This window comes from Acinetobacter sp. CS-2, from assembly GCF_016599715.1.
Taxonomy (GTDB): Bacteria; Pseudomonadota; Gammaproteobacteria; order Pseudomonadales; family Moraxellaceae; genus Acinetobacter.
Window position 1 is genome coordinate 2,140,711 of sequence record NZ_CP067019.1, and the last position, 26,307, is coordinate 2,167,017.

Sequence of the window (26,307 nt, forward strand, 5' to 3'; positions counted from 1 at the left end):
ACTTCACATAATACTTGCTCATTCTATATAAAATCACAAAAGAAAAAATTGAATGGGGAGATCTATATAAGCTAAGGCATTTGGTCTCAGTATTGGCATTTTCATGACTAGAGACTTCTATGCTGCGGCACTAGAAAGCTCTAACCAATCCATTGCCTCTTTGTTACAGCCGCATCATTAAGCCGAGTTCTCAACGGCCATTGTAGATGCCAATATTTCAGGTAAAACACTTCAGCCAAACCAGAATACCCCCTCAACATTTACTTAAATTTCTACCCCAAATTTTGCCCCATTCTTTTTATACTTCAAATGTTGTATTTAAATTGCAAGCTCACACTCACTGATCTTTTGGGCTCATCTACGATCACACTTTTGCTACAGATGTCGGCTATGCCTTATAGTTTGGATATTGGTAGTTTTTATCCTATGTACTCTAATGTATTTATTGTCGCGGGTATAAAATATTTCAGACTCAACAAAGCCAAAGTTAAGCAAAATCAGGAAGGTTCAGGCAGTCTGTTTGGTATGTTATCTTCAGTAAACCATAACAAGGCTGTTGTTTATAGCCTTAAGCCAGGTTACCGTTTCTAGAGAATATAACTGCATTTTCTAAAAATAAAAAACGAGCCGAAGCTCGTTTTTTTTAAAGGCTACTATTTTATTACCAATGATAACTTACACCAATTTTACCTACAGGAAGCCATTTGTGTTTGTCATCAGTCGCAATTTTATTTTCATCAGCTGCAATATTTTCAACCAGTGAACCGCGTGTTGGGTTATCAGCCGCACCACCACTGACTAACTGTAAGTTAACATCTGGATTATCGGCATAGTAAGCACCGACTTCACCAAATACGCCCCAATTTTTATTAATCTTAGGCGCCCATCCTAAGCCTAAATATGGAGCAATGTCATTTTTGTAATCCATGGTCCCTTTAATATGAGCGCCATCTGCACCCGCTACAAAGTCTGTATGGTTAATGGTAAAACCTTCTCCCGCACCTACACGGCGATCAAGTTCATACTCATTATCTAAATAGGCTACACCAGCGGCCATATATAGACCTTGCACCCATCTATTTTCACTTGCACCCCAAGGACGAATTTCAGCATTCAAATAGGTATTTTTATTTTCCATATCAATGTCATAGTCTGAACCATTGACCGAGATATCATCAGACCAAGAGATATCGCCGCCATTATAACCCAACGCCAAACCGACATATGGGTTTGCAGTCCAGAGTAATGCACCACCATAACCGGTTGTACCTACTTCAGCACGGACACCAGTTGGAATAAGCTGGTTACGTTCAAATGTATAGCCATCTTGAACGACTGCATCATCAGCTGCCATGACTGTTCCAGCGACAGAGGTCAATACCGATACTGCTAAAAGCGTAGCTAAAGTTTTCATTGTAGATCTCCTCAAAAAGGTTTCTATTTCGTCATTAGTGCTTTTCTATCTAATAGTTAGAAGTATAAAATATTAATTGCTCAACTTTTATTCGAAATTTGCTTAGTTTTTGTTATTTTTTGATACATTTTCTATTTGTTTTTGATTATTAACTCATTTTTTGTTTATTTATCTGTGTAGCCGATTTTCGCTCCCATTTTGCCCATCTTTCATAATTAATTCCGATCCAAAGCCACTTTTTCATCTATTTATATCTCAATATAGTGTAAAATCTTGAAAAATTTTTTCTGGAAGGAAGATCATGTCTCAGCTTTCAACAATCATTGAACAAGCGTTTGAAGACCGTGCGAATTTCACAGCAGCCGATTGCCCTGCTGAAATCCGTCAAGCAGTTGAGGAAGTCATTGCTGGCCTGGATAATGGTACTTTACGTGTTGCTGAAAAAATCGACGGTGAATGGGTTGTTCATCAATGGATTAAGAAAGCGGTATTGTTATCATTTAAATTAAACGACAACAAACCAATGGAAGCTTGTGATCTTCGTTTCTATGACAAAGTCGATACTAAATTCTCTGACTGGACTGAAGAACAGTTTAAAGCTGCTGGTGTACGTGTAGTACCTCCTGCTGTTGCTCGTAAAGGTTCATTCCAGGCGAAAAACGTGGTATTGATGCCTTCTTATGTGAACATTGGTGCTTATGTGGATGAAGGTACCATGGTGGATACATGGGCAACTGTAGGTTCATGTGCACAAATTGGTAAAAACGTTCACTTGTCGGGTGGTGTAGGTATTGGTGGTGTACTTGAACCGCTTCAAGCCAACCCAACCATTATTGAAGACAACTGCTTTATTGGTGCACGTTCTGAAATCGTGGAAGGCGTGATTGTAGAAGAAGGTTCTGTAATTTCAATGGGCGTATTCATTGGTCAATCCACCAAAATTTATGACCGTGAAACTGGCGAGATCCATTACGGCCGTGTACCTGCAGGTTCGGTAGTTGTTTCTGGTAGCCTGCCATCTAAATGCGGTAAATACAGCCTGTACGCAGCTGTAATCGTGAAAAAAGTAGATGCGAAAACCCGTGCCAAAACTAGCCTGAACGATTTATTGCGCGAAGACTAAGATGTAATCTTTTGCGGAACATTAATTGTTCCTCGGAGCTTCAGCCGCTCCTCGTCTCTACGGTTAGCAATAGCCGTAGGGATTTTTATTTTTATACTGTGTTATTTATCCTGAGCTGGATTATGTTGTTATGAGTACTCTTCGATCTTCCGCTATTCCTGTTACCGATCCGTCTGCGGGGTTACGTATTACGGAGATTTTCTATTCATTACAAGGTGAAGCCAACGCTGCAGGATTACCGACCGTATTTATCCGTTTAACCGGTTGCCCTTTACGTTGTACTTATTGTGATACCACTTATTCCTTTGAAGGTGGCGAACGCCAGTCCTTAGATGACATTATTCAAACTGCACTCGATTTTAAAACGCCCTATATTTGTGTGACCGGTGGTGAACCATTGGCACAGCCTAACGCCCTGCCCCTGATGCAGCGTTTAGCTGACTTAGGCTGTGAAGTGTCGCTCGAGACCAGTGGAGCTTTGGATGTATCCAAGGTTGATCCGCGAGTTTCCAAAGTACTGGATTTAAAAACGCCAACTTCTGGAGAAGTTGCACGAAATTTGCTTAGTAATCTTGATTCTTTAACCCCACACGATCAGATCAAGTTTGTAATTTGTAACCGTGAAGACTATGAATGGTCAAAACAGCAGGTTGAACAATACCAGCTTGCCGATAAAGTCAGTAACGTCTGGTTCTCTCCTGCTTTTGCCGTAGAAAAAGGTGCGGTGAAATTACCTCAACTTGCCCGTGATTTAGCTCAATGGATTTTAGATGACCATCTCCCTGTCCGTTTCCAGCTACAGTTACATAAACTGCTCTGGAATGATGAAACCGGTCGTTAATCCATTTTTGTTGTTACTTATTTTTTGGAGACTTTAATATGCGCCCTCGTGCCATAGTTTTATTATCTGGCGGCTTAGACTCAACGACTTGTTTGGCTTGGGCGCAAGCACGTTATGAATGTATTGCTTTAAGTTTCATGTATGGGCAGCGTTCAACCACTGAACTCGATGCTGCTCGAGCATTAACCCAGCGTGCTGGTGTAGAACATCGTGTGATTAATATCGATTTGGGTAACTTGGGTGGCTCTGCGTTAACAGACCATAGCATTGACGTACCAGAACATGAACAAGAAGGTATTCCTGTAACTTATGTTCCAGCACGGAACACAATATTTCTCTCCTATGCGCTCGCAGCGGCAGAAGTTTTTGGTGCAGAAGCCATTGTGATTGGCATCAATGCCGTTGATTATTCGGGTTATCCAGACTGTCGTCCTGAATTTATTGAGGCTTTTGCCAATATGGCACGTCTGGCCACCAAGGTTGGAGTAGAAGGTAAACCGCTTAAATTTGAAACACCTTTGTTACATTTATCCAAAGCAAATATCATTCGCTTAGGTATAGAACATGGCGTAGACTACAGTCAAACAGTGTCTTGCTACCAGGCAGATGACCAAGGACGTGCATGTGGCAAATGTGATAGTTGCCGCTTACGTAAACAAGGTTTTGCTGATGCAGGTATCGTAGATCCGACACGTTATATACCGTCATAATAGGGTACAGTAAATGAAAAATTTGAAATCAAACATTATTCTTTCTACATTGGTTTCTGCAGTCGCATTGATGGCGACTGCTGCAAATGCAGCCGAAACGAATAAGCTTCAGGAAGCTTATAAAAGCACCAATGTAAAATCTGCGTTAATTAATGTTTGTAAGGAAGAAACCGCTAAAGGTAAAAAACTTACTTCTGCTGAAGTCAGCAAATACTGTACATGTGCAGTGGAAGCAGATGGTAAATTAACCAACGCACAAAAATGGGAAATCCAAAGCACCATTAACCAGAAGAAAAGTCCTGCAACTTTAGCTTTTGTGCAAAAACAAAATAAAGATCTGCAAGCGTGTTTTGGACCAGAACTTACTGGCAAACTTAAAAGCTTAAGTGAAGCGGCAATGAAATCGGCTCAACAACCTAAAAAATAAGTTGATTTAGATTGAATAAAAGCCTGCATAATTGCAGGCTTTTTTATTTGTGAAAATTACCTTCCCTACTTCAGCATAAACATCGTTAAATTCGCTATCATGGCAGCATAAACTTAAGATCAATATGACAAATTCGACTTTATAAGGATGAAGCCATGTCTGCTATTACGCTGCCTAATCAAGCCTTCCCGACCACAACCGGTGAAATTAACCTGACTGAAATACCAACCGAATGGCTGATTGTTTATTTTTATCCTAAAGATTCCACTCCGGGCTGTACTACACAGGCGATCGGTTTTTCATGCCTGAAAGACCAGTTTGATACCTTAAATACCAGCATTCTTGGGATTTCACGTGACTCGGTGAAAGCTCATCAGAACTTCACTGAAAAACAAAATCTGAGCATTAACCTGATTAGCGACAAAGAAGAAGTGCTGTGCAATCTTTTTGACGTGATTAAAGAAAAGAACATGTATGGTAAAAAAGTGATGGGTATCGAGCGCTCTACCTTTATTTTCCATAACGGTCAACTGGTCAAAGAATACCGTAAAGTCAAAGCTGCAGGCCATGCAGAGCAGGTACTGGAAGACTTAAAAGCACTGCAAGCAGCTTAATTTTTCATTATCAAAAGGCATGATTTTTAACTAGAAATAGTATTGCTCATGCCTTTTTCTTTTGTGTTCTGCTCACTTATTTTAATAGGGAAATGGCAATGGACCACATCACACAGCCAATCATAATATCCAGTATTTTCCAGGCTTGTGGCCGTTGAAAAACCGGTTGCAAATAGCGTGCTGCATAGCCCAAGCTAAAAAAGAATAAGAACGATGCCGTTATAGCCCCCAAGGCAAAATACAGTTGCGTGTCTGGATATTGTGTCGAGATCGAGCCCAATAATACCACCGTATCCAGGTACACATGCGGGTTAAGCCAGGTTAAGCTTAAACAGATGAATAAGATCTTGCATAAAGCAGGCACTTCGTTTTGACTGACATCTAAACGCTGCTCACCTTTCCAGGCCTGAAAAAAATGTTGCGCGCCATAAATGCACAAGAAAATTGCACCGAAATATTTGGCAACATTCAGCCAATCCGGATGCAACATGACCAGCTCTGAAAAGCCCAGTACTCCGGATGAAATCAATATCGCATCAGATAAGGCACAACACAGGCAAATGGCAAACACATGTTGCTGTTTTAAACCCTGTTTCAACACAAAAGCATTTTGTGCGCCAATCGGGACGATCAGACTTAAACCCATGACAAAACCATGTAAGGCACTATTTAACATACACAATAAAACTTAAAAATCATTCAAAAATCGTGTCTTGAATTATCCCAGCTTGAAGCATAAATTAAGTATGATTAAGAAAATATCAATTTAACTTAGTTTTTCTTAGGTAGTACCCTATATGCTTTCAAGTAAATCCTGCGAAGCTTTTCTTGCTGTGGCTGAATCCGGTAGTTTTGACGAAGCTGCACAGTGACTGTGTATTACCGCTTCTGCAGTCACCTTAAGGGTGCAGGCTTTGGAAAAAGATTTGGGACAGATTTTATTGCTGCGCGAACGTCCTTGTCGGGTCACGCAAGCTGGTCAAAAGCTACTAGAACATCTACAGCATCAGCGTCTACGTGAACAGAATCTTTTACAACAATTTATGGGGCAATCCAGCCAGCATGAATTTCATCAGTTTAGTATTGCTACCAATGCGGACTCTTTACCGACCTGGTTACTGAAAGTCCTGCAAAGCACATTGATTGAGCACAAAATTACCCTAAAACTGTCGCTGGATGACCAGACCCAAACCCATCAACTGCTTGAAACCGGTTTGGTCAATGCCTGCATCTCGACTGAATCCACAGCTATGAAAGGCTGTGAAGTACATTATCTGGGACAGATGACTTATCGCATGGTCGCAACACCTTCCTTTGTAGAAAGGTGGTTTAAAAATGGTATTCACCGCGATGCCTTAAAACATGCCCCAGCCATTATTTTTAATGGCAAAGATCTGATGCATCATCAGGTGATTCTGAACTTGTTTGGATTAAATCAGCAAAGTTATCCGCATTATTTTATTCCCTCCTCCACTGCATTTGTGGAAGCAGTACATTTGGGTTTAGGCTTCGGTTTGGTGCCGGAATATCAAATTGGTGATGATCTTCAAACCGGGAAACTGGTTGAAATTATGCCAAATGCCCAAACCGAGATGAAATTGTATTGGCATCACTGGAAGCAGCAATCTGCGCTATTGCAACAATTGACGATTGACCTGCTGGAAAAGGCTCAACATCAGATGAATTAAAAACGGAAATGAGCAGATATTTTATGGCAAATTTTACAGCTTATTTGCGTTGCCATTGTCCAGATACTTCAATATTGACTTTCTCTCCGATGCCGCCAAATGCCTTTTTCATACCGAAATCACTGCGCTTAACCATGGTTGTAGCTTCTACATCCATGAGTTTTGAATCAGATGGATTGGGTTCTAGAGACGTATCTAGAATAACTGGCCGGGTGATACCGCGCAAAGTCAGATCGCCTTTGATCTTGTATTGATAATTCCCTAAAGCGAGAAATTCATGACTGTTAAAAGTCGCTGTTGGGTACTTCTCTGCATAAAATAAATCTTCACCTAAAATCATATTTTTCAGTGAAGGCTTGCTCAAGCTTAGGCTATTTACTTGCATCACAAACCGTGCCGAGGCATTCTTAGGTGCTACAGGGTCAAAGCTCATACTGGACTGAACCTGTTCAAACTTTCCTTTTACGGTTGAAAAGCCCATCGACTTCACCTCAAAGCCCACATAGCTTTGTGGAGTCAGTGTCCATTCCTGTGCATTGACCTGTGCGACGATACCTAGATGGATTACACTGACAATCAGGACACTTTGTAAGCTGGTTTGGATATTCATCTTATCCACTCCTGGGTCTTGACAATGCTGTGCCTCGACCTAAAAGCTTACTAAAGATTGTTCCAGATTAGTTTTATCTTGGGTCAGGTATTTGTGCTGCAATTGTTGATAAATGGCAGTTTTCTGAAATTTGTGTAAAAACTCACTGGTGCCGAGCGGCAAAGCAGATTCGATAATTTCACCACGATAATATGCTTCACGCAGCGGCGTTGCTGAAATTGCCCCGACCAGGCTGGCAAGTTCCACCATCTCCCATTCCGGAAACAGCTTCAGATAATAAGAAGATTCATCTTTAAAATGACCGATCAAGCCGACTTTGGCTTCTGGTTCAGCAACTTCTTTTACTAGAGATTTAACCAGTTGTTGCCATTTTTGGTCATCATAAACATCAATCACATGCACAAACTTGATCCGCTTCTGGTCCACTTCCGAAAAATTGGACAAGATCATCTGTTCACGTTCAGCAGCACTAAACGGATTTTTAATATTGCGTTCATTTTGTGCTGAACCTAAGGCCAAAATCACCTTTTGGCTTTGCTGCAATGCAATTTTAATCGTTTGCATATGTGCCAGATGAAAAGGCTGAAAGCGACCAATGAAAACCAGATAATCAAATGTATAGTTCATAACAGATCAAGTTTTTTATGACTCGTGAGTTGTGCCGCTAAAATAAATATGCGACATAATAACTGCCATAAAATCAAATTAAATTTTAAAGCAAGGATAGTACGATGACACTGAGCTGTATTCAACAACCACATCAACATTTAAATGCGAATTTAGACAATGGCGTACTGACCTTAGCCATTCATCGTCCTGAAGCTAAAAATGCGTTATACGGTGAACTGTATCTAAAAATTGCCCAGGCACTGGATGAAGCCGATCAGGATAAAGACGTTCGCGTGGTGATTTTACGTGGTGAGGATGCCGACTTCAGTGCCGGTAATGATATGCAGGATTTCATGAAGTTTATTCAAACTCCACTGGCAGGCAAAGCGGGAGATGCGCCTCCATTTGTTGTTTTAAAATCTGCGGCAAAATTTTCCAAACCGTTAATTGCTGCTGTTCGTGGTGTGGCGATTGGCATTGGAGTAACGATTTTGCTGCATGCCGACCTGGTTTATAGTGATTCTACTGCCCTGTTCCAGATTCCATTTGTGAGCTTAGGTCTATCGCCTGAAGGTGCCTCGAGCAAATTGCTGATTCAGCAAGCGGGTTACCATAAAGCGGCTGAGCTGCTGTTTACTGCACAAAAGTTCAATAGCGACAAAGCCTTAAGTGCTGGAATTGTGAATAGCATTGAAGATGATGTATATGCAACTGCATTGAAACAGGCACAAACTTTAGCAGCACTACCGCTCGCTTCAATCAAGCAAACCAAAGCCTTAATGAAACATAATCTGCAGGAAATTATTGACTGTATTGATAACGAAGCCGAGATTTTTATGAAGCGTGTAACCTCACCGGAAATGGCAGAAGCTGTTGCTGCATTTATGCAGAAGCGTAAACCGGATTTCACTCAATTTAATTAATTGAAAGATACATAAAAAACCACTGGGTAATTTGCATTGCTTGGTGGTTTTTTTCATTTCTACCCCCACATCAAATAAAAATTGTTACGGAATACACCATGACCAGCCAAGCCAAGACTGAAAAGAAACGCTACTTTGAGCCAGCCCCACAAGATATTGATGTCGAAAACTTTAAGAAAGTCATAAAAAGCCGTCGTTCAGTACGAAAATTTACTGACAAAGCCATTCCTGCTGAAGTGCTAGATGAATGTTTAGATCTGGCTTTACTTGCACCGAACTCATCCAATTTACAGCCTTGGACCTTTTATGTGGTTCAAAACCCTGCCAAGAAAAAGCAGTTGGTAAAAGCCTGTCTAGGTCAATTGGCTGCAAAGACTGCGGCTGAACTGATTGTCTGCGTGGCAAGAACCGACCGTATTGATGAAATGGCAAAGAAAAACATCACTGAGTTTCCATTTCCGGAAGCGCCTGCTGCTGTGCAGAAGTATTACAGGTTTATTCCTTACAATTATAAAACCGGTTACTTTAATGCAATAGGTAACTTTAAGAAAGTGGCTTTCAAAGTTGCACGTAAACTTGACAAGCAATTGCCAGTGACGGCTTTTAACCCTGCTGATGCAAAGTTATGGGCCAGTAAGACCACGGCTTTGGCTTGTGAGAATTTGGTGCTAGCTTTACGTGCTTATGGCTTTGATAGCTGCATGATGGAAGGCTTTGATGAACCGATGGTCAATAAAATTTTAAATCTGAATGATCAGCAATATCCAGTCATGGTGATTGCTGCCGGTGAACGTGCAGCAGATGGCGTGTTCTTCCCGCAATACCGTTTTGAGCGTGAGTTGTTTGTTCAGAAGGTTTGATTTTAATTGCAAATCGGCACAGCCCCGTAAGCTGTCATAACTCACTTTTAATTTGTGTAGGCGTTTACGTTACTTTGAAAGGTGAGGAATATATTCCGTAAGGTAACCAAAACCCTTTGCTAGCCAGAAGGTTCATCCCTGAACCTCTGGCTAGCGAGTGACATGGATGTCACTCTTTCCCAAATCAAATATCGTCAATAATTTATATCTACTATCTGAACAAACTCAAACGCAGGCTCTTCATACGGATGGCTGGCCTTGAGTGCTTTTGCCACATTAGATGCTTGATTTTCAGGCACAATAGTTTCTACCCGCCATTCCTCGACCTGTTCCAGTTCCCCCACTTCACCAATAAAAGGATCAGCGCCTTTTAACGGCTTAAACTGTCCTGTACCCAACACCTGCCAGGCACAATGCTCATAGTTGCCTATCCCACCTGCCCCTGCTTGAAACACGGCGTTTTTGGTGGAGTCAAGATGAGATTCAGGAACGTAATAAATCAGTTTAAGCATGCTATCAATAAACAGAATAAAGATAGGATTATCTTAGCGCTTAAACCTGAATTAATCTCTATCAGATTTCATGGAGCCCTTATCAGAACATCAAAAATTAAAATCATTTTAAATACAATTACCTATCACCTTTCTTGACATTTCTTTGACAATTCAATATTTCACATTGCTCAAAAAATGCTCTATGTTTAATTCTAACCCTTTGAATTCATTTTTTCTTTTCATCTCGGTCACCATTATCACCTTAGAATTTCAGCAATAAAAACGGCTGATTGAGGCCGTTTTTTTATAAGCTAATGATGAAACTTAGAACAAAATTTTAAATATTTTTCTATGATTCTGGTGCTAATTTATCGAGTTTAATTTTTATAGCATATAATTTTGCATACACTTCAATAGCATCATTTAATTCTGATCTTCCTTCTTCCATGGTGAATTGATTAAACTTCCTTGAAATATATTTCTGTATACATTCATCGCTTATTTTAATTCTTAAATCTCGAGGGTTATCATAACTTTCAAGTGAATCTGTGTGCTTCTTATTTGGCAAATGAAGCATATACAAGTTATTGTACTGCCGAGATAATATTAATCTTAATGATTTTTCAACATCTAACCTTAATTTATTTAAACAGTTAAATTTTTCAATTTGTTCAATTAACTCACAAAATGATTCAGCACATTCATCTACTATACAATCACTACAAAACCCACCTGATCCATAAATACTTTTTTGGACTAAAACTCTAAATAATTCTGTTCTAGCTTCTTTTAATTCCTCTATGGTCTTTTCAGCTTCCGACCTTAATTCTTTCAATTTGACGCCATTTCCTACAATTGAAAATTCTTGAACCTCAGCTGCAAAGGCTATGATCAATCCAATCACAGCAAATCCAAGACTAAAACCTACAAACTCAGTTCCTGATAATTTCTCCAAAGAGATTAGAAGCCACAAACCACAAGCAATCCCCGCTAAGCCAACAACAGCTCCAAAAACTATATTATTTTTTAATTTATATTCTTTCTTTTTCAATTTTTATTCCGTATGTTTTTAATTAACTAATTCATTATAACAAATAAATAAATTCTAAAATTCAAAAAGTTATTTTATAAAAAACTGAAATCCAATCACATGACTTACGACATGGATGTCGCTCGTTTGGTAGGGATACAAGGATATATCATCTAGCAAACAAAGCAGTTTTGTTACTTTTGCTGCATCAAAAGTAAGACATCGCCTACGCGTTATTTATTAAAATTTCGCACAATCAGCGAAGCTGTGACTTTATTAAAATATCCAACACAAAAAAAACCACCTCACGGTGGCTTTTTCAATTTAAAAATTAAGAACTTTGCAGCAAATAACTACCGATCAAAAACAGCATTTGTAGCCCTACGACTGCCATAAAAAACATCCACCCTTTCTTACGTAAAGTCGCTTTATCAATATTTGTATATATTGCAGTTTTTGGCATTGTGTCACCTCGCTTAGAGATTCAATCCTGAACTTGTATTTAGTGAACCATCTTTCTTCCATATTGCATCGTGATTGTGCATAAAACACACAAATACCCTTTCACTCCAATATAAAAGCAAAATTCAAACCAAGTCCAGCGGGAGAAATAAAAATAAAATAAAAAATAGATACAAAATAAAAAAGCCACCCGAAGGTGGCTTTTTTCAAAACACTTCAGAATTAACCAATGAACTTACGTGCATTGCGGAACATGCGTAACCATGCACCATCTTCAGTCCATTCTTCAGGTTTCCAAGAATGCTGAACAGCTCGGAAGTTACGTTCAGGATGCGGCATCATAATCGTTGCACGACCGTTAGTAGATGTCACACCAGTAATCGCTTCTGGTGAACCGTTCGGGTTCAATGGATATTGCTGTGTAGCATTACCCAAGCTGTCTACATAACGCAGGCTGACTTGATTGCCTGCATTTAATGCAGCAATTTTGTCTTCAGTTGCAACTACACGGCCTTCACCATGTGCTACCGCGATTGGAAGAATCGAACCTTCCATACCGTCTAACAGGATCGAGTGAGATTTTTCAACACGAACGTTCACTGCACGCGCTTCAAATACTTCTGAAGTGTTACGGTGGAAACGAGGCCAGTTTTCCGCACCCGGAATCAGTGGAGCCAATTGCGACAACATTTGACAACCGTTACAGATACCCAAAGAGAAGGTTTCTTGACGATGGAAGAATTTCTCGAACTGGTCACGCAGTTTAGGGTTAAACAATACTGATTTCGCCCAGCCACCGCCTGCGCCCATTACGTCACCGTAAGAGAAACCGCCACAAGCCACAATACCTTCAAAGTCATCCAGACTGATACGGCCAGCAAGCAAGTCGCTCATGTGTACGTCAACAGTGTTGAAGCCGACTTTATCGAATGCCGCAGCCATTTCCACATGACCGTTTACGCCCTGTTCACGCAAGATCACCATGTTTGGACGACGTGAATTGATATACGGCGCTTCAACAGGTTCATTCAGGTCGAATGTCGGCTGTGCGATGATACCTTTGTGGTTCTTGTCAGTGATTAAAGCAAACTCAGAATCCGCAGTTTCAGAGTTGTCACGCAAACGTTGAATTTGATGTGATACTTCAGTCCAAGCTACTTGCAAATCAGCACGTTCAAGTACCAGACCGTTGATAGTCAATTGGTCAGTATTGTTCACTTTACCTACTACAGAGATAGCATCTTTAAGTGAAGATTCAGCGATTTCTGCCTGTAATGCTTCCCAATCAGCAGTAGCAATTTGCAGTACTGCACCAATTTCTTCAGCAAACAGGCTTGCAGTCGATTGATCTTCCAGTGCTACACCCAAACGTGAAGCAAACATCATTTCTGCAACAGTCGCGAGTAAGCCACCATCACCGATGTCATGATAAGCCTTGATCAGGCCACGGTTATTCCAGTCCTGAACCAATGCAAAGAATGCTTTGAAATCTTCGAAACTGTCTACATCTGGAGTTACAGAACCAATGGCTTTATACACCTGAGCCAGAATCGAACCACCAAGGCGGAACTGACCTTTAGAAAGATCAATACGTACCAGTACTGAATCCAGGTTTTTCAATTCAGGGGTCAATGTTTGACGTACATCAGTCACCGGTGCAAATGCAGTAATTACGCCAGACATTGGAGATGTTACAGACTTGTCTTCACCTTCATCATTCCAGGTGGTACGCATAGACAGTGAGTCTTTACCAACAGGAATTGCAATACCCAGCGCAGGACACATTTCCATACCGATGGCTTTTACGCCTTCAAATAACGCTTGGTCTTCACCCGGTTGGCCTGCAGCCGCCATCCAGTTTGCAGACAATTTAATGTCGCTAATCTGCTCGATTTTTGCAGACATGATGTTCGAGATCGACTCTGCAACTGATAAACGTGCAGATGCAGCAGGGTTTAAAAGCGCAACTGGTGGACGTTCACCCATCGCCATCGCTTCACCCGTGTAACCGACAAGGCTTGTTGTAGTGACTGCAGCATCTGCTACAGGAACTTGCCAAGGACCCACCATCTGGTCACGCGCAACCATACCGGTAATTGAACGGTCACCGATCGTAATCAGGAACGATTTAGATGCAACGGTCGGGTTTTTCAGAACACGGAAAATCGCATCTTTCAAATCAGTGACTTTAGCTGCATCAAAGTCATCGCCTTTACGTTCAATCGTCTCGTAAGAACGGCTCATGCGTGGTGTACCACCAAGCATCACTTGCATTGGCATATCCACCGCTTTGTTTTCAAACAATGGATCTTCAACAGTCAAATGACGTGCTTCAGTCGCTTCACCCAATACTGCAAACGGACAACGTTCACGTGCACAAAGAGATTCAAACAGACTTAAAGAACTTGGACGAATCGCTAAAACATAACGTTCTTGTGCTTCATTCGACCAGATTTCCATTGGAGACATGCCTGGCTCAAGTGATGGAATCTTACGAAGGTCAAGCACTGCACCCAATTCATGGTCATTGACCAATTCAGGCATGGCATTGGAGATACCGCCCGCACCGACGTCATGCACAGACACGATCGGGTTGAAATCTTCCATGCGCCAGCAAGCATCAATCACTTCCTGGCAACGGCGTTCCATTTCCGGGTTTTCACGCTGTACAGAAGCGAAGTCGAGGTTTTCACCCAATTTACCGCTATCTACAGAAGATGCTGCACCGCCACCTAGGCCGATCAACATTGCAGGACCACCTAGCACGATCAACAAGTCGCCCGGCTGGATGGCATCTTTTTCCACATGGTCAGGACGGATGTTACCGTAACCACCAGCGATCATGATTGGCTTGTGGAAACCTTTCACTTCACCATTGACGTTTTGTTCGAAAGTACGGAAGTAACCATTTAAGGCAGGACGACCAAATTCGTTGTTAAACGCAGCACCACCCAATGGACCTTCAATCATGATTTGAAGTGGAGATGCCATACGTGATGGTTTACCGTAATTTTCTTCCCAAGGCTGTTCGAAACCCGGAATGTTCAGGTTAGACACCGTGAAACCGGTTAAGCCAGCTTTTGGTTTACCACCACGACCAGTTGCACCCTCGTCACGGATTTCACCGCCCGAACCGGTCGCAGCACCAGCAAATGGTGCAATCGCTGTTGGATGGTTGTGGGTTTCCACTTTCATCAGGATGTGAGCAGCCTGGCTCTTGTATTTATAAACGTGGTGACCTGTTTCATTATCTTTTTTAGGATAGAAACGTTGTGTGTCAAAGCCCACGATGACAGATGCGTTGTCTTTATAAGCGGACAATACGTCTGTTGGTGATTCTTTATAGGTGTTCTTGATCATTTGGAACAATGACAATGGCTGTTTTTCACCATCAATTGTCCATTCAGAACCAAAGATTTTGTGACGGCAATGCTCAGAGTTGGCTTGAGCAAACATCATCAATTCGATGTCGTGCGGGTTACGACCCAGCTTGTTAAATGCTGCGGTTAAATAATCAATTTCTTCATCTGACAAGGCAAAACCAAATTCAGAGTTGGCTTTCACCAGCGCTTGTTTACCCTGACCTAAAATATCAATGCTATTTAAACGTTTTGGTGCAGTTTCGACAAATAAAGCCGCAGCGTCATCAATATGATTGAACACGCTTTCAGTCATACGGTCATGTAAAACCTGTTTAACTTCATTGGATACTTCAGAAATACCTTTTAAAGTAAACAAAACACCGCGTTCTAGGCGGTGTATCGGGGTATTACAGTTGGCAAAAATATCAGTCGCTTTAGAAGACCACGGAGAAATCGTGCCTAGACGTGGCGTTACAAGAATCTGAATTTCATCACTTGCTGCCTGACGAACTTCAAAAGAAGCACCATCATTTAATAATTGTAATGCAGATTGATGCTGCTGTTCGTTGAGCGCTTGATCAAACAGATAAATCCATTGACTTTCAATTGATTGAACAGAACTCATTGACGCGAGACGGTTTAAGAGTTGAGTTTTCTTAAAAGAAGAGTGTGCTGGTGCACCGGCCACGATAAACATGCTGATTTTGGCTCCACGGGCAGGTCTATTGGACCCTACCGCCAATGTGACTTAGAGAGAGCGCATATTCTACTGTGTATTGGCAAAATCAGCTAGATAGAAATTCACGAATGTGCCATCTATTCACTCAAGAACATGGAAGAATATTTTATTTTTCAGATAAAAATTTTGAATCTTATATAAATTTAAGCCTGCACTATCTTGTTTCTAAATATTATTTCAATACTGCGGCTTATGCTCAATTCCGTATCTTTTAGCCAGTGTTACATAATTCTGCATCTTTTCTTTCTTGATGTCTTAGCGTTCTTTCATAAATCATTTTTCAATAACCATAAACTATTCTTAAAGTTAAAAGAAAAAATAGATTTTAGCAGGCATTGGGTTCATGAAAGAGATCTCTTGAGTAAATGATCAAGCTCAAACACTAACACAGTTCAGAGCATTATCAGAAAGACAAATCATGTCGCCCTACTCTAGTCGCTTGGACTTTTTTTTGGCATGATGAATTCAGCTCTTTACTGAATAACGATAAATGGAACAAATGCGTTGGTTGGAACTGCTTTCGACAGTTCGTATTGGTAGCAAAAAACAAAGTTCAGAACAGGCACGTAGCCCATTCCACAAAGATTATGACCGCATTATCTTTTCGCAAAGTTTCCGCCAGCTCAACCGTAAAACCCAAGTGCATCCGCTAACACAGCACGATGGTATTCACACCCGTTTGACCCATTCGCTCGAAGTATCGTGTATTGGCCGTTCATTGGGCATGCTGGCAGCAGAAAAAATTAAAGATCAACTCCCGGTGTGGATTTCCCCTGCCGATGTCGGTGCCATTATTCAGGCTGCATGTCTGGCACATGATATTGGCAATCCACCTTTTGGTCATGCCGGAGAATACGCGATACGTGAATGGTTTGACGATGCCTCACATGGCAATTTTTTAAAAAAACTCACCCCGGAAGAACAGGCCGATGTACGCCAGTTTGAAGGTAATGCCCAAGGTTTACGTTTACTAACCAAAATTGACTATCATCCCAATGATGGCGGCATGCGTCTGACTTATGCCACTTTAGGCGCTTATTTAAAATATCCGTGGTTATCTAAAACCATTGCCTCACAAGGTGATCGCCCTGCCAATCAGCGGGCAAAATTTGGCTGTTACCAGTCTGAAAAAGAGACTCTCAAGCAAATTACAGAACAGCTCGGTTTAATTCAGCTCAGTGACTATCAGTATTGCCGTCATCCGCTGACCTATTTACTCGAAGCTGCGGATGACATCTGTTATGCCCTGATTGATCTGGAAGATGGCATTATTTTAAATATGCTATCTTATGAAGAAGTCGAACCGGTTTTCCTCGACCTGATTGCAGATTATGGCAAGCCCGAAGAACTGTCTATGCCAACCACGACCTGGCAGCAAAAAATTGCTGCTTTACGCGGCCGGGTGATGAAACGTCTTGTGGATGAAGTGACCACTGCTTTTGCCAAACATCACTTTGAGATTTTATCAGGACAACTCAAAGGCAGCTTATTGCAATATTGTTCTGAAGATATTGAACGCGGCATTGAACGGGCAAAAAACTTGGCGCGTGACAAGATTTTTGAACATCCGCAAAAGGCTGGTTTAGAGATTATTGCCCATCAAAGTCTGCAAAATATTCTGGATGCCTTTATCCCGTTGACCACACCACATAAAACCTTGAGCTTTAAAGAACAGCGTTTAATGTCCATGCTGCAACGCGCCGGAGTCAATTTTCAAAGTAATCACTATGAAAATATTATGCAGGTGCTGGATATTATTTCGAAATTCTCAGACCATCAGGCCTATAACCTGTCGCAAGAGTTACAGGGCAATAAAGCCGGCTTGATGTAAAAATGTTGCAGATATGCTGGCTAAAATTTTCACCAGATTTAAAAAATTATACCTGAGCATTTTGCCTTTCGTGCAAATGCTCACTACTATGCAACCAACGATAGATAAGTGAATAAATAAACATGATTGGATGTCTTATTGGCGAGGTGTTGGCTCTAGAAGCACCGACAGTATTATTAAATGTAAATGGCGTGGGCTATGAAATCGATACCCCGCTTTCAACATTTTGCCAATTACAAAAAGGCCAGAAAGTTACCTTATGGACGCATCTCGCCGTTCGTGAAGATGCTCAGCTTTTATATGGCTTCTTGAATGCTCAGGAAAAAACCATCTTCCGTACCCTGCTTAAAGTCAACGGTGTGGGTCCTAAAATGGCTTTGGGTATTCTTTCTACTCTCAGCGTCGACATGCTAATTCATACTGTAGAACATGAAGATGTGAATACGCTAGTTAAAGTACCGGGTGTAGGCAAAAAAACCGCTGAACGCTTGATGATTGAACTGCGTGACCGCTTCAAAGCCATGTCAGCTGGCACGACACCAAACAATTCTACTGTAGAGCAAATCCAGTTTAGTGGTAACTCTGCTGTGGCAGAAGCTGAAGCAGCGTTACAGTCATTAGGTTATAAACCTTTAGAAGCACAAAAACTGATTAATGCCGTTAAAGCGGACTTTACCGAAGCAAGTGATATTATCCGTGCTGCACTTAAGTCGATGAACAAGTAATTCAAATAGATAAACCGATCTATCCTTAAGTTTGATACGCGATAGGCGACATGGATGTCGCCAAGTTGGATTGGGATATAAGGACATATCCTCAATCCAACAAAAGATTTTTGTTACTTTTGATCTTTCAAAAGTAAGGCATCGCCTACGCGAAAGTAGTGAATATCTTTCATCATTCGCGGCCGTGCAACTAAATGTGGTATTTATGACCATAACGCGATAATCGAATTCACGAAAATAGAACTGACTTAATATGCAAGACCGTCTCATCAGTGGTTCTGAAAAACCCGAAGATCATTTTGATCGTGCCATTCGCCCCACTTCCCTGGAAGACTACATTGGTCAGCCCGTGGTACGTGAGCAAATGGAAATCTTTATTGGCGCAGCACGAGGTCGTGGTGAAGCACTCGACCATACCCTGATTTTTGGCCCACCGGGTTTAGGTAAAACTACACTGGCCAATATTATCGCACGCGAAATGGGCGGCAATCTAAAATCGACTTCTGGCCCAGTACTGGAGCGTGCCGGTGATCTGGCTGCCATGCTGACCAATTTAGAAGAAGGTGACGTTTTATTTATTGATGAAATTCACCGTCTTTCTCCTGTAATTGAAGAAATTCTGTATCCAGCCATGGAAGATTACCAGCTTGATATCATGATTGGTGAAGGCCCGGGCGCACGTTCCATTAAACTGGACTTACCGCCATTTACCTTGGTTGCGGCTACCACACGTGCAGGCTTGCTCACCTCGCCGCTACGTGACCGTTTTGGTATTGTGCAGCGTTTAGAATTTTATTCAGTTGCCGACTTAACTCATATTGTGTCGCGTTCTGCCTCGTTAATGGACGTTCCCATGACGGATGATGGTGCAAAAGAAATCGCGCGTCGTGCCCGTGGTACACCGCGTATTGCCAACCGCTTGTTGCGCCGTGTTCGTGACTATGCACAAGTGAAAGGTACAGGTGAAGTCACTCAAGAAATGGCTCAACGTGCACTGGATATGCTGAATGTCGATAAAGATGGCTTGGATACTTTAGACCGTCGTTATTTAAGCATGTTGTTAGAACGTTTTGATGGTGGCCCTGCCGGTGTGGAAGCTTTGGCTGCTGCAATGGCAGAAGATTCAGGTACTTTGGAAGATGTGATTGAGCCTTATCTGATTCAGCAAGGCTATACCATGCGTACTGCACGTGGCCGTATTGCTACTAATATGGCATATTTGCAGTTTGGCATGACGCCGCCTGAGCCGAAAGACAAGTGATTGATAAGGGAGATTTATTCTCCCTTTTTAACTCTTTCCCATTCTTTTTTTAATAGTTTTTGAATGTTTTGTACAAGAGTTTTAGAAATAAGTATTTTGCTTAATTCATCCAACTCGTTATCGGTAATATCTTTATTAAAGCGCTTAGCAACTAGAGAGTCGATTTTTCTCATATCTGATAATATGATTTCCGATAATTCCTCCAAAGGATTTAAATATAAGGTAACTTTATGAGTAAGTTTTCTAAATTCCACTAAATAATCTATTAATACCTCCTTACTTTGAACAGAGAAATCATTTGCTATTACTATATTCATTTTTGTTCTTACAATTAAAATTTCACTAAATAGCTCTCTAATATTATTTATCCAATCCTGTCGATGTGTAGACTTAATCTGCATTAATTGCAAGTCTTTCTGACTTTGATAAAGTTCTCTATTAGAATTTAGTGTTTGCTCTACTGACTTTCCTATTTGCTCTAATGTCAAATTAAAGCCTTGTTTAGTTAACTCAAAACTCTTACGTCCATACCAATAAGCAAGCCACGTTGCCAATGCTCCTAAAATCAGAGCAATCACTACTGAAAGTGCAAAAGACGAAATTGCTGTTTTATCTGTAGAAGCATTTAACTCCATATGTGTTTTAGCAGGTTGTTGTAAAATAATCGTTTGTACATTTGGCTGTTGTGGCAGAGTCCAAGGAAATTGGATCGCTAAATCTGAATTTTCTTGTTGATTCGCCAATTTCTACCCCTAAAAAATTAAAATATTACCTAAAAACATTTTATTACAACTCATCAACTTATATTTTTATTTTTAAAATCATCACTTTTAAAAAATCAATTGACAGGCGACATGGATGTCGCACGTTGGATTGGGGTATATGGACATACCCTCAATCCAACAGAGGGGTTTATTTACTTTTGTCCCGTCAAAAGTAAATAAACCGAAGCACATAGAAAATTAATCACATCCGACATTTGAAGGAGTGCTTAGAACCAAGTTCAATTAGCTCATCCTCTCTACAAATCATATTCTTGCTTAATTCAACAAATAAAAGATTTAAGACTTAGAAATCACCCTCACCTCTTCCACCAGCATCAACTCGCACGCACCATTCCCCGTATCTTCACGACTTAAAGAACTACGCCAAGTCCAGCCATCAGCAGCCGTGACCTCAACCAGCTGTCCTTTTAAATAAATCAAATCATCTTGATCAATAGCTTTGAGCTGCTTTGCAATCTGTTTCGATGCAGGGATCAAGTGTGTATTGGCACTGTGCGTTGAAATTTCATTGACTGGAATGGGTGGTGCATTTTCATAACGCCAGTAATACCAGCGATTACTCTGACTGATCGATAACTGTTTATAAACAGCAGGATTGGTCATGCTGCCCCATCCCAAAGCAAAATCAACTGGACTAAGTTCCGCCTCTCGTCCAAAACTATAATCTTCTCTGGATAAAACCCGAAACTCGCCAGCATACGCTTCCAGATTTTTCATCCTATAGCCATCAAACTGATGAATTCCTTGAGCAGACTGATAATCAGCAGCCTCTGAAATACCTTTATCCGGTTTCAGCCAGTAATTCCACAGTGCAAACCCCAAGGCAAAAATAATTATATATTTCAAAAAGCGACTCATTTTAAACTCGAATGTCATGCAGTGTTGTAATGCCCTAATAATGGATTGAATCAAATAAAATTGTTGTGTCACAGATCCGAAAATTAAGAGGGATAAACAAAATTGATAAAAGCTAATTTCACATAAATCGCAAAGTATTTATAGTCTCGAAGTCCTTATAAAACCTTTGTATTCCAGCAACTAACAACAAATATACCTTAAAAGTATATTAAGAGCACTCAAATAGTTTTGTCTAAATTTCCTTCATTATGCAATGCTATAGACTCACTGAAAATGATCTCAACCTTTAAGGACTCGTTAATATATGGACATATATAAGCAGATCTCCCTTTGTCTTCCACTTTTTCTTTGCAGCCAGTTGAGCCTTGCAGACTGGATTGATGATTCCGTTAAAAATGTAGAAGCCCACACCATTCAGCTTCGACAGCATATTCATCAAAATCCAGAACTGGGCAATATGGAATTCAAAACCTCCGAGCTGGTACAAAAAGAGTTAAAATCTTATGGAATAGAAGTGCGTAAAGGCTATGCCAAAACCGGTGTCATCGGGGTACTTAAAGGGGCTAAGCCGGGTCCAGTGATGGCTTTACGTGCCGACATGGATGCTCTTCCGATTGAAGAAAAAACTGGACTTCCTTATGCCAGTAAAGTCAAAGCCATTTATCAGGGCAAAGAAACCGATGTCATGCACGGCTGTGGTCATGATGCCCATACCGCGATGTTACTGGGTGCAGCCAAGGCCTTAGCAGCCAATAAAGATAAAATTGCAGGTACTGTGGTATTTGTTTTCCAACCGGCTGAAGAAGGCGGTGCTGATATTGATAATTTTACTCAAGGTCATTTGATCGGTTCACGTAAAATGATTGCCGATGGTGCATTGAACAATCCCAAACCGGAAGTTATTTTTGGTATGCACGTAATGGCAGGTATGCCAAGCGGTAATATCTCCTATAAAGATGGTGCCATTCTGAACAGTGCGGATCATTTACGCATTCAGGTCAACGGCAAGCAGGTACATGGTTCCATGCCCTGGCTGGGTCGCGATCCAATCTATGCTTCTTCACAAATGATCAACAACATGCAAAGTTTGATCAGCCGTAACACAGATTTGACCAAAGGCATGGGCGTAGTCAGCATTGGTAGTATTCACGGGGGAACAACGGGTAATGTCATTCCCGATCAGGTGAATATGGTGGGTACCATTCGTTCTAACAGTGAAGATGTTCGCCAGAGCATTTTAAAAACTTTACCCAACATGCTAGAACATAATGCCGCTGCCAATCAGGTCACAGCAAAAGTGGAAATTGCACCCTACGCGCCTGTTACGACCAATGACAAAACATTAACCAAATTGATGCAACCTACGCTGGCTCAGGTGAGTGGCGAAGATAAACTGCATGTGCTGGACAACAACGCCAGTGCCAGCGAAGATTTTGCTTATTATGGTCAGCTGATGCCATCCTTGTTTGTCTTTGTGGGTGCAACTCCTGCCGATCAGGACATGACCAAAGCCGCACCTAACCATAACCAGTTATTTATTGTCGATAATAAGACTTTAAAAACCGGGGTAGAAAGCCATGTGCGTTTTATTCTGGATTATCCAAAAGTTGCCGAACAGGTACAGACTGACTGGAAAAAGAGACAAACCACAAAAAAATAAGTACATTTAAAAAAGTGAGCATCCTTTGCTCACTTTTCGTATTTACAGGTTTTGCGAATTCAATACAGAATAAATTTCATTTGAAACCTTGTGCCATTGGACTCAATTCTCATAATGATAAACTGCCACGCGTTACACAGCTTGACTCTTGGCAAAAAAACCGTCATTTTCACAGTTTTTTTAAAACCGCTAAAAGCACAGCTAAAACCATAAAACTGAATTGAAAAATGGGACACAATCATGGCGAATAAATTCGAATTCAACATTCGTGTATATATTGAAGACACCGATGCCGGTGGCATTGTCTATCATGCAAACCATATTCGTTTTATGGAACGTACCCGTACCGAATGGCTACGTGCTTCAGGCGTAGATCACTACTGGCACCAAAAAGATTACAACTTTGTCGTTCATAAAATTAACGTGAAATATTCACGCCCTATCCTGATGGATGACCTGATTACTGTTACCGCGAGTGTAGTTTCGTGTAAAGCGACATCATTTGTATTGCAACAGAATATTTATCGTGGTGAAATCATGCTTGCTTCTGGTGAAGTCGAATTGGCATGTATCAGCGTAGATGGTATGCGTCCAACCCGGCTTCCTGAGGAAATCCGTACACTAATTCTGAAAGAGTTAGGACAAGACTAAAAAAATTTATTGGCACATTGTAACTATGGCAACACAACTAGAATCTTCGCTACACGTATCAGATCTTATTTTACAAGCAAGTCCTGTGGTTCAATTGGTAATGCTGCTGCTACTTCTGGCATCATTATATAGTTGGTATCTGATTGCCAAGTTACATATGAGTTATAAAAAGGCCCAGGCCGAAGATCAACACTTTCAAAAAATCTTCTGGTCGGGGGCTGAATTAAATACCCTGTATAACAATGCCCAACTCAATTCCAAACGTGTCGGTCTGGAAGATATTTTCTATCATGGCTTGGGTGAATTTTTTAAACTTAAAAAACACAATGCGCCTGCCCAGCAAAGTATTGAAAGTACTGAACGTATCCTGCGTGTGGGTCTTAGCCGTGATCAGGGACACCTTGAACAAGGTTTGGGTGCGCTGGCAAGCATTGGCTCAGTTGCGCCTTATGTCGGACTGTTTGGTACGGTTTGGGGCATCATGAATGCCTTTATTGGTCTGGCAGAGGTCGATCAGGTTACACTGGCAACCGTAGCTCCAGGTATTGCCGAAGCATTAATCGCCACTGCAATTGGTCTGTTTGCAGCCATTCCTGCTGTTTTGGCCTTTAACCATTACACCGCAAAAGGTGAAGCGGTTTATTCAGACCGCGCTTTATTTGCTGAAGAAATGGTGGCGCTGTTACAACGTCAAACTGTGGGTTCTACACAGGAAAATGACTGATGGCAATTCAACGTTCCGGACGCTTTGAGCGTATTAAAAAACCATTAAAAAGTGACATGAATGTTGTCCCTTATATCGACGTGATGCTGGTGCTGTTGGTGATTTTTATGGTCACTGCACCCATGATTACGACTGGTGTAAAAGTTGATTTGCCTCAAGCAAATGGTGCACCCATGCAGGCCGAAGACCGCCCTGCCATTGTCACGCTTGAAACAGATGGCACCATTAAACTTGAAGATAAATCACATAATAATGATGTACTCACACTCGATGAATTAAAAGCTGTACTGACTGAGTCACAACGTGAAGCGTCAGCACAGAAAAAACAAATGAGTGTACTGATTAACGGCAGTGAATCTCGTCCTTATGGTGAAGTCATGAAACTCATGTCTGCCTTACAGGATGCAGGATTAACTCAAGTGGGTTTACTGACTGAGCCATTAAAATAATTTATGAAAGATTTTAAAAAGCCGCCTTTTAAACAAAATGCAGTTGCGATTGGCTTCACCCTTGGGGTGCATGTTATTGCAGTGGTTGGCTTGCTTTATCTGGGCATGAGTCAACCACCTGAGCCTCCCAAAAAGATCACTACCATTTTAGTTAAACCTGAAGATTTAAAACCTGTCACACCTGAAGTCACAGAGTTTGATGAAACAGCAGACAAAAATGTCGCTGAACAAATCACCCAAACAGCTGAACCAAGTGTTGAAGCTGCTCCTGTGATTCCAGTTACATCACCTACTCCAGCGCAAGCAAAACCTGATAGCAATAAAGCTGCACAGCAAGCGAAGGCTGCACAGCAAGCGAAGGCTGCACAGCAAGCGAAGGCTGCACAGCAAGCGAAGGCTGCTGCCGAAGCGATGCAAAAGGCTGAACAGCAGGCTGCTGAAAATGCAAAAGTCACTGAAGCGAATAAATTAAAAGTCCAAGCTGAGGCTGCTGCAAAAGCTCAGGCGAATGCTGCCGAGAAAGCCAAAGCCGATGCAGCTGTAAAGGCTAAAGCTGATGCTGCAAATAAAGCCAAGGCTGATGCCGCTGCAAAAGTGGAAGCAGATGCCAAACGTAAATTAGATCAGGCTGAACGTGCAAAAGCAGAAAAAGTAAAAGCGGATGCATTAAGAAAAGCAGAGGCGGATAAACAACATGCTGAAGCTGCTGCAAAAGCCAAAACTGATGCTACGAATAAAGCCAAGGCCGATGCCGCTACAAAAGCAAAAGTCGATGCTGCAAATAAAGCCAAGGCTGATGCCGCTGTAAAGGCTAAAGCTGATGCAGCGAATAAAGCCAAAGCAGATGCCTCTGCAAAAGCAAAAGTCGATGCTGCAAATAAAGCCAAGGCCGATGCTGCAGCAAAAGCTAAAGCCGATGCTGCAAATAAAGCCAAGGCTAATGCCGCTGCAAAAGCTAAAGCGGATGCGGAAGCACGTGAACGTGCCGCGGAAGAAGCCAAGGCATCAGCCGCCAAACAGGCAGCGGAAGAAGCTGCAACCAAAAAGGCTGAAGCCAAGAAAATTGCCTCAACAGCAAAACGTGATTTTGAAAATAAAATCAAACGTGCATGGGACATCCCAAGTGGCTCATCAGGTCAAAAAGCCACTGCCAGAGTCACTTTAAGTGATAGCGGTTCGGTTCAGTCCGTGATTGTCAACTCGAGCGACCCTGACATGAAAGCCAGTGTAGAAGCTGCTGTTCGAGCAGCTGCACCTTATCCAATGCCTTCAGACCCCGATGCACGACGTGAAGCAAGAACCTTTACTTCAAGCTTTACGGCGAGATAACTAGAAGCCACATCAAATTCTGGTTGATGTGGCTTTTTTTGGCATTTAAACTGGATAGTCGATAAAACAGCCAAAATTTTATTCACTTTTCACAGTCTTATAACAGTTTAGTCATTATGATGGGCTTT

General features: G+C 41.4%; 26 protein-coding genes and 1 pseudogene. 17 read left to right on the forward strand and 10 right to left on the reverse strand.

Annotation, left to right across the window (positions count from 1 at the left end; genetic code table 11):
* Positions 1–381 precede the first annotated feature (381 nt).
* On the forward strand, positions 382–591 hold the full coding sequence (locus JFY49_RS10575; protein ID WP_227609439.1) for a hypothetical protein: 210 nt from the start codon (positions 382–384) through the stop codon (positions 589–591).
* 70 nt (positions 592–661) lie between these two features.
* On the opposite strand, the gene carO is transcribed toward JFY49_RS10575, so the two are convergent.
* The gene (carO, locus tag JFY49_RS10580) at positions 662–1,414 is read right to left on the reverse strand and encodes an ornithine uptake porin CarO (RefSeq protein ID WP_200222809.1); all 753 of its coding nucleotides are present in this window, start codon (positions 1,412–1,414) and stop codon (positions 662–664) included.
* 301 nt (positions 1,415–1,715) lie between these two features.
* Between carO and dapD the strand changes: the two genes are divergently transcribed.
* The 5 genes from dapD to JFY49_RS10605 all read left to right on the forward strand — a co-directional run bounded on the left by dapD (position 1,716) and on the right by JFY49_RS10605 (position 5,129).
* Positions 1,716–2,537 carry a 2,3,4,5-tetrahydropyridine-2,6-dicarboxylate N-succinyltransferase gene (gene dapD, locus JFY49_RS10585; protein ID WP_086196159.1) on the forward strand — a complete coding sequence of 274 codons (822 nt, stop codon included), beginning with the start codon at positions 1,716–1,718 and terminating at the stop codon, positions 2,535–2,537.
* A 130-nt stretch (positions 2,538–2,667) separates the two neighbouring features.
* The gene (gene queE, locus JFY49_RS10590; RefSeq protein WP_086196160.1) at positions 2,668–3,378 is read left to right on the forward strand and encodes a 7-carboxy-7-deazaguanine synthase QueE; all 711 of its coding nucleotides are present in this window, start codon (positions 2,668–2,670) and stop codon (positions 3,376–3,378) included.
* Positions 3,379–3,416: 38 nt separating this feature from the next.
* Positions 3,417–4,088 carry a 7-cyano-7-deazaguanine synthase QueC gene (queC, locus tag JFY49_RS10595; RefSeq protein ID WP_086196161.1) on the forward strand — a complete coding sequence of 224 codons (672 nt, stop codon included), beginning with the start codon at positions 3,417–3,419 and terminating at the stop codon, positions 4,086–4,088.
* Positions 4,089–4,101: 13 nt separating this feature from the next.
* Complete coding sequence (locus tag JFY49_RS10600; RefSeq protein ID WP_166167210.1) at positions 4,102–4,515, forward strand: hypothetical protein; 414 nt, start codon at positions 4,102–4,104, stop codon at positions 4,513–4,515.
* 155 nt (positions 4,516–4,670) lie between these two features.
* Positions 4,671–5,129, forward strand: a complete 459-nt coding sequence (locus JFY49_RS10605; protein WP_200222810.1) for a peroxiredoxin — start codon at positions 4,671–4,673, stop codon at positions 5,127–5,129.
* A 76-nt stretch (positions 5,130–5,205) separates the two neighbouring features.
* Here the strand turns inward: JFY49_RS10605 and JFY49_RS10610 are convergent, their stop codons facing one another.
* Entirely contained in the window at positions 5,206–5,805 is a 600-nt protein-coding gene (locus JFY49_RS10610) for a LysE/ArgO family amino acid transporter (protein ID WP_200222812.1), read from the reverse strand.
* 121 nt (positions 5,806–5,926) lie between these two features.
* Between JFY49_RS10610 and JFY49_RS10615 the strand changes: the two are divergent.
* Positions 5,927–6,817: pseudogene (locus JFY49_RS10615) on the forward strand (LysR family transcriptional regulator ArgP).
* A 40-nt stretch (positions 6,818–6,857) separates the two neighbouring features.
* Here the strand turns inward: JFY49_RS10615 and JFY49_RS10620 are convergent.
* A complete protein-coding gene (locus JFY49_RS10620; protein WP_200222813.1) occupies positions 6,858–7,427 on the reverse strand; it encodes a YceI family protein in 570 nt (189 codons plus the stop codon).
* Between the two features lie 39 nt (positions 7,428–7,466).
* The gene (locus JFY49_RS10625; RefSeq protein ID WP_200222814.1) at positions 7,467–8,054 is read right to left on the reverse strand and encodes a nicotinate-nicotinamide nucleotide adenylyltransferase; all 588 of its coding nucleotides are present in this window, start codon (positions 8,052–8,054) and stop codon (positions 7,467–7,469) included.
* Positions 8,055–8,158: 104 nt separating this feature from the next.
* Here JFY49_RS10625 and JFY49_RS10630 point away from each other — a divergent pair, with 104 nt between their 5' ends.
* Together JFY49_RS10630 and JFY49_RS10635 are read left to right on the forward strand one after the other, a co-directional pair.
* Complete coding sequence (locus JFY49_RS10630) at positions 8,159–8,959, forward strand: enoyl-CoA hydratase (RefSeq protein ID WP_200222815.1); 801 nt, start codon at positions 8,159–8,161, stop codon at positions 8,957–8,959.
* Between the two features lie 98 nt (positions 8,960–9,057).
* The gene (locus tag JFY49_RS10635) at positions 9,058–9,819 is read left to right on the forward strand and encodes a nitroreductase family protein (RefSeq protein WP_200222816.1); all 762 of its coding nucleotides are present in this window, start codon (positions 9,058–9,060) and stop codon (positions 9,817–9,819) included.
* A gap of 194 nt (positions 9,820–10,013) precedes the next feature.
* Here the strand turns inward: JFY49_RS10635 and JFY49_RS10640 are convergent, their stop codons facing one another.
* The 4 genes from JFY49_RS10640 to purL all read right to left on the reverse strand — a co-directional run bounded on the left by JFY49_RS10640 (position 10,014) and on the right by purL (position 15,864).
* Positions 10,014–10,331, reverse strand: coding sequence for a YqfO family protein (locus tag JFY49_RS10640; RefSeq protein ID WP_086196170.1), 318 nt, complete (start codon positions 10,329–10,331; stop codon positions 10,014–10,016).
* Between the two features lie 331 nt (positions 10,332–10,662).
* Complete coding sequence (locus tag JFY49_RS10645; protein WP_200222817.1) at positions 10,663–11,364, reverse strand: hypothetical protein; 702 nt, start codon at positions 11,362–11,364, stop codon at positions 10,663–10,665.
* A gap of 310 nt (positions 11,365–11,674) precedes the next feature.
* Positions 11,675–11,806 (reverse strand): KGW motif small protein, encoded by a 132-nt coding sequence (locus JFY49_RS17660; RefSeq protein WP_265092667.1) that lies wholly within the window; start codon positions 11,804–11,806, stop codon positions 11,675–11,677.
* A 221-nt stretch (positions 11,807–12,027) separates the two neighbouring features.
* A complete protein-coding gene (gene purL / locus JFY49_RS10650; RefSeq protein WP_200222818.1) occupies positions 12,028–15,864 on the reverse strand; it encodes a phosphoribosylformylglycinamidine synthase in 3,837 nt (1,278 codons plus the stop codon).
* Positions 15,865–16,396: 532 nt separating this feature from the next.
* Here purL and JFY49_RS10655 point away from each other — a divergent pair.
* The 3 genes from JFY49_RS10655 (at position 16,397) to ruvB (ending at position 19,723) form a co-directional block, all read left to right on the forward strand.
* Entirely contained in the window at positions 16,397–17,737 is a 1,341-nt protein-coding gene (locus JFY49_RS10655) for a deoxyguanosinetriphosphate triphosphohydrolase (protein ID WP_200222819.1), read from the forward strand.
* A 122-nt stretch (positions 17,738–17,859) separates the two neighbouring features.
* Complete coding sequence (gene ruvA / locus JFY49_RS10660; protein ID WP_200222821.1) at positions 17,860–18,462, forward strand: Holliday junction branch migration protein RuvA; 603 nt, start codon at positions 17,860–17,862, stop codon at positions 18,460–18,462.
* 253 nt (positions 18,463–18,715) lie between these two features.
* Complete coding sequence (ruvB, locus tag JFY49_RS10665) at positions 18,716–19,723, forward strand: Holliday junction branch migration DNA helicase RuvB (protein ID WP_200222822.1); 1,008 nt, start codon at positions 18,716–18,718, stop codon at positions 19,721–19,723.
* A gap of 14 nt (positions 19,724–19,737) precedes the next feature.
* On the opposite strand, the gene JFY49_RS17550 is transcribed toward ruvB, so the two are convergent.
* Both JFY49_RS17550 and JFY49_RS10675 read right to left on the reverse strand, forming a co-directional pair.
* Positions 19,738–20,466, reverse strand: coding sequence for a hypothetical protein (locus tag JFY49_RS17550; protein WP_227609441.1), 729 nt, complete (start codon positions 20,464–20,466; stop codon positions 19,738–19,740).
* 318 nt (positions 20,467–20,784) lie between these two features.
* Positions 20,785–21,366: a hypothetical protein gene (locus tag JFY49_RS10675; protein ID WP_180081481.1), complete on the reverse strand. Its 582-nt coding sequence runs from the start codon at positions 21,364–21,366 to the stop codon at positions 20,785–20,787.
* Positions 21,367–21,670: 304 nt separating this feature from the next.
* Here JFY49_RS10675 and JFY49_RS10680 point away from each other — a divergent pair, with 304 nt between their 5' ends.
* The 5 genes from JFY49_RS10680 to tolA all read left to right on the forward strand — a co-directional run bounded on the left by JFY49_RS10680 (position 21,671) and on the right by tolA (position 26,179).
* Positions 21,671–23,026 (forward strand): amidohydrolase, encoded by a 1,356-nt coding sequence (locus JFY49_RS10680; protein ID WP_413784582.1) that lies wholly within the window; start codon positions 21,671–21,673, stop codon positions 23,024–23,026.
* Positions 23,027–23,266: 240 nt separating this feature from the next.
* Positions 23,267–23,677: a tol-pal system-associated acyl-CoA thioesterase gene (ybgC, locus tag JFY49_RS10685; RefSeq protein ID WP_086196177.1), complete on the forward strand. Its 411-nt coding sequence runs from the start codon at positions 23,267–23,269 to the stop codon at positions 23,675–23,677.
* Between the two features lie 25 nt (positions 23,678–23,702).
* Positions 23,703–24,401 (forward strand): protein TolQ, encoded by a 699-nt coding sequence (gene tolQ, locus JFY49_RS10690; RefSeq protein ID WP_200222823.1) that lies wholly within the window; start codon positions 23,703–23,705, stop codon positions 24,399–24,401.
* Positions 24,401–24,850: a protein TolR gene (tolR, locus tag JFY49_RS10695; RefSeq protein ID WP_086196179.1), complete on the forward strand. Its 450-nt coding sequence runs from the start codon at positions 24,401–24,403 to the stop codon at positions 24,848–24,850. The genes tolQ and tolR overlap by 1 nt, the downstream gene beginning before the upstream one ends.
* 3 nt (positions 24,851–24,853) lie before the next feature.
* Positions 24,854–26,179, forward strand: a complete 1,326-nt coding sequence (gene tolA, locus JFY49_RS10700; RefSeq protein ID WP_200222824.1) for a cell envelope integrity protein TolA — start codon at positions 24,854–24,856, stop codon at positions 26,177–26,179.
* Positions 26,180–26,307 lie beyond the last annotated feature (128 nt).